The organism is Desulfovibrio sp. 1188_IL3213, assembly GCF_036763145.1.
Lineage (GTDB): Bacteria > Desulfobacterota > Desulfovibrionia > Desulfovibrionales > Desulfovibrionaceae > Desulfovibrio.
The window spans coordinates 1-7,112 of the sequence record NZ_JBAIYR010000090.1; the positions used below are offsets into that span (position 1 = coordinate 1).

The 7,112-nt window shown below is 60.8% G+C and carries 3 protein-coding genes; all 3 read left to right on the top strand.

Going from position 1 to position 7,112, the window contains the following annotated elements:
• On the top strand, positions 1-986 hold a 986-nt coding region (locus tag V6C16_RS05850), incomplete at its 5' end, for a glycosyltransferase family 4 protein (RefSeq protein WP_333542880.1).
• On the top strand, positions 986-2,431 hold the full coding sequence (locus V6C16_RS05855) for a glycoside hydrolase family 57 protein (protein ID WP_333542881.1): 1,446 nt from the start codon (positions 986-988) through the stop codon (positions 2,429-2,431). The genes V6C16_RS05850 and V6C16_RS05855, both read left to right, overlap by 1 nt.
• A gap of 47 nt (positions 2,432-2,478) precedes the next feature.
• Positions 2,479-6,744, top strand: a complete 4,266-nt coding sequence (gene glgP, locus V6C16_RS05860; RefSeq protein WP_333542882.1) for an alpha-glucan family phosphorylase — start codon at positions 2,479-2,481, stop codon at positions 6,742-6,744.
• Positions 6,745-7,112: the final 368 nt, after the last annotated feature.

The window sequence follows — 7,112 nt, forward strand, 5'->3', positions numbered from 1 at the left end:
CCGTTGCGGAAGCTTGCGGCCCACGTCGAAAAACCTTCACCTATACCCTGCACGGCGGTTACGGTCCCGATCTCATGCGCGAGGTCCTGCGCTACGGCCGTCTGGCCGCAGCCCTGGCCGCCAGTGAAAATTTTGACGTCATCCACGCCCACGACTGGATGACCTACCCCGCGGGCATGCTGACAAAAAGCCTGACAGGCAAGCCCCTTGTGGTTCACATTCACGCCACGGAATACGACCGCAGCGGCCACAATATCAACGAAGAGGTAGCAGGCGTGGAGCGTGCGGGCATGCTGGCCGCCGATGTGGTGGTGGCCGTGAGCCGCCTTACCCGCAAAACCGTTATCGAGCGCTACGGCATCCCGCCGGAAAAAGTAGTGGTGGTACACAATGCCGTGGCCCGTCACGAGGCGCGGCGGCGCTATCCTGTTCCTCCGCGCATCCGGCATGAAAAGCGCGTGCTGTTTCTGGGCCGCGTAACCTTTCAGAAAGGGCCGGAATATTTCATGGAAGCGGCGCGCCTTGTGCTGCAAAAAATCCCTGAGGCCCGCTTTTTCATGGCCGGCAGCGGCGACATGCTGCCACGGCTCATCCGCCGGGCGGGCCAGCTGCGCATGGGCAGCCGCTTTCACTTTGCCGGCTTTTTGCGCGGTGAAGAGGTGGACCGCATGTTCGCCCTGAGCGACCTGTACGTCATGCCCTCGGTTTCCGAACCTTTCGGCATCACGCCGCTTGAGGCCATGCTCTATGACGTGCCCGTGCTGCTTTCGCGCCAGTCCGGCGTGTCTGAAGTGCTGGAACATGCCCTTAAGGCCGACTTCTGGGACACCCGCGACATGGCCGACAAAATCTGCGCCGTGCTGCGCTACCCCTGCCTTGCCGCCGAACTGGTGAAAAACTGCCGCGAAGAAATGAAGTCCATCCGCTGGGAAAACGCCGCCGACCAGTTGCTGGTCATTTACCGCAACGTACAGGGAGGTCACTGATGCCAGCCCTCTGCTTCTGCTACGAGGTTCACGAACCTTACCAATTGCGCCGCTATACCGTCTTTGACATGGGGCAGAACTCCATCTACGAGGACGACGACCATAACTGCGAAGCCCTCCTGCGCGCGGCCCGCCTGTGCTACCTGCCCGCCAACGAGTTGATGCTCAGGCTCATCCGCCGCTACGACGGAGCCTTTCGCCTGTCTTTTTCCATTTCCGGCGTTGCCCTCGACCTTTTCGAGCAATACACCCCCGAAGTGCTGGAAAGCTTCACGGCCCTGGCACGGACGGGCTGCGTGGAATTTGTGGCCGAAACCGCGCCGCACTCGCTGGCCTTTCTCTATTCCCGGCAGGATTTTGACCGCCAGGTGCGCGAACAGTGCGCCCGCCTGGAGCGCCTTTTCGGCGTCAAACCAGCCACATTCAAAAATACCGAGTGCGTTTACAATAACGATCTGGCCGTTGCCGTGGCAGAGCACGGCTTTAAGGCCGTGCTCGCCGAAGGGGCCGATCATGTGCTCGGCTGGCGCAGCGCCAACTATCTTTACCGCCCGGCGAGCGCTCCGGGGCTTGCACTGCTGTTGCGCAACGTGGGCCTTTCCGGCGACGTGGGCCTGCGTTTTTCAGACCGCAGCTGGCCCGCGTGGCCGCTCAGGGCCGAAACATTCGCGGCATGGTGCCACAGCCTTGAAGGCTCGGCGGATATCATAAATATCTTCAATGATTACCATATATTTGGCCTTCGCCACGAAAAGGAATCGGGGATTTTTGACTTTATGGAGGCCCTGCCCGCCGCCCTGCTGGCCCACAAAAACTTCAGCTTCACCACCCCGGCGCTGGCCGCCAAAAACCTCAGACCCGTGGGCGAGGTGGACGTGCCGCAGTTCATGTCCTGGGAAGACGAGGGACGCGACCTCACGCCCTGGCTCGGCAACGACATGCAAAAAGACGCCATACACGCGCTCTACGCCCTGAGCGCCAGAGTGGCCGCCTGTGACGATGCCCTCAGACGTGACTTTGACCGCCTTCAGACCGCCGACCACTTTCGTCACATGTCCACCAAGTGGTTTTCCAACGAGGTTCCCGACAGGCCCAGCCCCTTTGGCGGCCCGTATGACGCCTATATCACCTATATGAACGTGCTGGCCGACTTTGAGCTGCGCCTCAAGGCAGCCGAAAACACTCAAACCGCCACTGCGGACAGACCCGCTGATGCAGCCCCCGCAGCCGGAGCCGGCGCGGGCAAGGGCCGAAAAAAAGATGAAAAGCCCGCCGTCAAAAGCGCTGGCTCCCCCGCGCCCCGGCGCGGCGGTAAGGCCCCTGCTCAAAAGCAGGACGCGGATCCCGCAGACACGCGGGCAAAGAACAGTAAGAAAACCGGAACCGCCGGTGAAAAGCACGAAAAAAAGCCCGCCACGTTGCGCAAAAGCCGCAAAAACGCATGACAAGGCCGCGCAGCACGGCTTCACGACCTTCATGACAAGGAGATGGCATGAATTTCAACTCGTCCGTGGTAACCCTGTTTGAAGTAAGCTGGGAGGTCTGCAACAAGGTGGGGGGCATCCACTCTGTTGTCACCAGCAAGGCCCTCCAGGCCGTGGAGCATTTCGGCGAGGACTATTTTCTTCTGGGTCCGGCGCTCAAGAACAATCCCGGCTTTGAAGAAACAGACGAGCACGCCTGGGATTCGCTGCGCATGGGCCTTGCCACGCGCGACCTCAAATGCCGCCTGGGCCGGTGGAACATCCCCGGACGCCCCAAGGTGATACTGGTGGAATTTGACAAGCGCTATTCCAGCAATCAGCTGCTGTTTGAAATGTGGAAAAATTACGGGGTGGACTCGCTCTCCGGCGGATGGGACTACATTGAGCCGGTCATGTTTGCCACGGCTTGCGGCGAAGTCATTGCGGCCATCCACGAAAGCCGGGTGGAGCCTATGCAGGGCCGCAGCGTGGCCCTGTTTCACGAGTGGATGTGCGGCGCGGGCCTGCTCACGGTGAAAAAACTCACCCCCGAAGTGGGTACGGTCTTCACCACCCACGCCACCACCCTGGGCCGCGCAATGGCAGGCACAGGGCGCGACATCTATACCAATATGCGCAACATCCACCCCGCCAATGAGGCCGCCGCCCTGAACATCACGGCCAAATGGTCCATTGAAAGCGCCGCCGCACGCGAGGCGGACGCCTTCACCACCGTCAGCCCCATCACGGGCGAAGAATCCACGGTCTTCCTGGGCCGCCAGCCTGACGTCATCACCACCAACGGCCTCGACCTGCGGGTCATACCGGACTATACCGAGGACCGTGCGGTTCCCTCGGCCACGCGCACCAGAATTATGGCTACGGCGAGCCGCTTCCTGCGCGGTTCCCTGCCGGAGCATACGCGCATTTTCGCCATTTCCGGCCGATACGAAATGCACAACAAGGGCGTGGACATTTTTCTTGAAGCGCTGGCCCGCGCCGACCGCAACCTTGCCGGCACAAACAGTTCCATCCTTGCCCTGTGCCTTGTGATGGGCGGACATACGGGCGTCAACGCGGCGGCGGTTTCCGGCAATCCCGACGACACGGACAACGGCCTGCCCTTCATCTGCACCCACCGGGTGTGGAATGCCCCGCAAGACCCCATCATCAACGCCTGCCGCCGCCTGGGACTCGACAACCGCGCGGAAAGGCGCGTCAAGATCATCTTTGTACCCGCCATGCTCGACGGCCATGACGGCTTTTTCGACATTCCCTATGAAGAAGTGCTGGCCGCCTGCGATATGGGCTTTTTTCCCTCATGGTATGAACCGTGGGGCTACACGCCGCAGGAAAGCGCGGCCTGGGCCGTACCCACCCTGACCACCGACCTTTCGGGCTTCGGCATGTGGGCGCGGGAACAGATGAAAGAAGAAAGCATGGACCGCACGGGCGTCTGCGTCATGCCGCGACGCGGCATGAGCTTTGACCAGAGCGTTGACCGCCTGCACGAAAGGGTGCTCGGGGCCGCCGCCTGCCCGGATGGTGAGCTGTGCTCCTGGCGCGGCCATGCCCGCGACCTGGCGGAAAAAACCTCGTGGAGCTATTTTTTCGATAACTATATCAAGGCGTTTGATATCGCCCTTGCCAAGTCCGATGCCCGCACCGACCACGACTCCGCCCACGGAGCGCTCACGCGGGTGCTTACGGCGTCCTGCTCGGCCACGCCCTTTCTGCGTCCCATCATGGCCGTTGCCGAAGTCCCTCATGAGCTTTCACGGTTGCGTGAACTGGCCCAGAACATCTGGTGGTGCTGGCACGATCAGGCCAAGGCCCTGTTTATGGCGCTGAACCCCCAGTTGTGGGAAGCATGCCGCAATCCGCTGAAAATGCTGGAAGAAGCATGGCCCGCGCGCTTCAAGGAGCTTATCGCCAATGAAGAATACATGGCTATGTACCACAAGGTTATGGACAGGTTTGACGCCTACATGGCCGAACCCATCCGTTCCCTCAGCGTGGACGTGACACCCGAACACCCCATTGTCTATTTTTCCACGGAATACGGACTTAACGAATCCATTCCCATCTATTCCGGCGGCCTTGGCGTGCTCTCCGGCGACCACCTGAAGTCCGCGTCGGACATGGCCCTGCCCCTCATGGGCGTCGGCCTGCTCTACAAGAGCGGCTATTTCATGCAGGAAATCGATGCCAGCGGCCGCCAGGTGGCGCAATACCCGGTCAACAATTTCGGGCAGATGCCCATAAAGCAGGTACACGACGCCCAGGGGCAGCCCGTTTACATACAGCTGGAGTTGCCGGGCCGCATCCTTTACGCACGGGTCTGGCGACTTCAGGTGGGCCGCATAAACCTTTACCTGCTGGATACGGACACTACCCGCAATACGGACGAAGACCGGCGCATCACCGACCGCCTGTATGAGGCCAACCGCGAAACACGCCTGCTACAGGAAATACTGCTCGGTCAGGGCGGCATGCGCCTTTTGCGCACCCTCGGCATCATCCCCGGCGTGTACCACATGAACGAGGGGCATTCCGCCTTTATGGCCCTTGAGCGCGTACGCGACTGCATGACCCAGGGCATGAGCTATGACGAGGCTGTGGTGCGTGTGCGCTCCAACACGCTGTTCACCACGCACACCCCCGTGCCTGCGGGCAACGAATCCTTCTCGCTGGAGCTTATGGAACGCTACTTCGGCGGCATGGCTAAAAACCTTGACCTTTCCTGGCCGCAGTTCGTGCAACTTGGGCAGATCGAGGGCGGCGACAGCCACGCCTTTGAAATGACGGTACTGGCCTTGCGGCTCTCGTGCTGGGCCAACGGCGTCAGCCGCCTGCACGGCGTGGTTTCGCGCCATATGTGGAACAAGCTGTGGAAGGGACTGCCCACGGCCGAAACCCCCATCGGGCATGTTACCAACGGCATCCATACGCCGTCCTACGTGGGCAGCTGGATGCACGAACTGCTGCACAGGCATCTGGGCGCAGGCTGGTTACAGGCGCTGCCCGGCTCCGACGTGTGGGACAAGGTGGACGACATCCCCGATGAAGCCTTCTGGGCTGCGCGGCAGCATCAGAAAGAAGCCCTGCTTGATGCCCTGCGCAAGCGCATTCCCGTTTTTGCGCAGCGCTTCAAGCTGGATGCCACTGTTCGCAAAAGCATGGAAGCCCTGCTGCGGCCCGAAACTCTCATTATCGGCTTTGCACGCCGCTTTGCGCCCTACAAGAGGGCCACCCTGCTCTTTGCCGATCCCGACCGCCTGGCCCGCATACTCAACAATCCCCATCGGCCGGTGGTGCTTGTCTTTTCCGGCAAGGCGCACCCGGCGGACGAAGCGGGCATCAATCTCATTCAGGAAGTCATGCGCATGTGCCAGGACGAGCGCTTTCTCGGGCGCATATTCTTTCTGGAGAACTACAGCCTGTCCGTATCGCGCGTCATGTCCCAGGGCTGCGACGTCTGGCTTAACACGCCGCGCCGTCCGCACGAGGCATCCGGCACAAGCGGCATGAAGCTGCCCGTCAACGGCGGCGTCAACCTGAGCATCTCTGACGGCTGGTGGTGCGAGGGCTATAACAGACAGAACGGCTGGACTATCGGCCCGGTCGTCACCACCGAGCTGCCCAGCAATGAGCAGAACGACTATGCGGACGCCGAGGCGCTGTACAACCTGCTGGAAAACGCCGTGCTGCCGCTCTACTTCGACCGTACCCAGGGCGACCTGCCGACCCAGTGGATAGCCATGGCAAAGCGGTCGTTCAAAAGCCTTACGGCCATGTACAGCAGCAACCGCATGCTCAATGATTACATCCGCCAGTATTACCTGCGGGCCGCGCGCCGCCGCAACATGCTGGCCGAAAACGACTGGTCGGGGTGCCGCCGCCTTGCCGCCTGGGAAAAAGACCTGCCTGCCCGCTTCGGCACGGTCAAGGTGGAGGAACTTTTCATCAGCGGTGTGGAAAACAACACCATGATCTGCGGCGAGCCGGTGAGCGTGCGTCTGCATATGCACATAGGCGAAATGCAGCCGGAAGAAATACTCGTGCAGCTTGTCATCGGCCGCGCCCTGGTCAACGGCAACTTCATCGACAAACCCGAAATACTGCGCCTTGAGCCGCGCGCAGCCGACCACAACGGCGAAAGCGGAAACGGCATGAACTTTGCCGCCACCTACATTCCAACCCACAGCGGGCAATACCGCTACGGCGTGCGGGTGCTGCCCTATCACAAAAACCTGGCAACGCCGCTTGAAACAGGGCTTGTGCTGTGGGCCTAAAACGCCTGGCGCCTGCAAAGCCAGCAAGCATTTGAAGGCAAATATCCCTTCCGGGAAACAGAAAGAGGCCGCCCTGGGGGCGGCCTCTTCAGGAATAATTTAATTTTGAAATGCTCTCAGTGCCTTCATTTGGGGCGACTGCTCACGCAGCCGCCCGCCGCAAAAATACAAGCGCAGTTTATCTGCGCGGTTAAACGCCGAAGTGAGCGTGTCTTAAACTTTGAGAATGTATATTCTCAAAGTTAATCTGCTCTAGATGTGCTCCACGTCGGCCCGATCTTCAAGCAGCGGCCCGTCAAGCAGACTCATGGCGTCCAACAGCAGCGCCCGGTAACTGCCCGTACCGCCGCCCAGGCCGCCCATCTCTA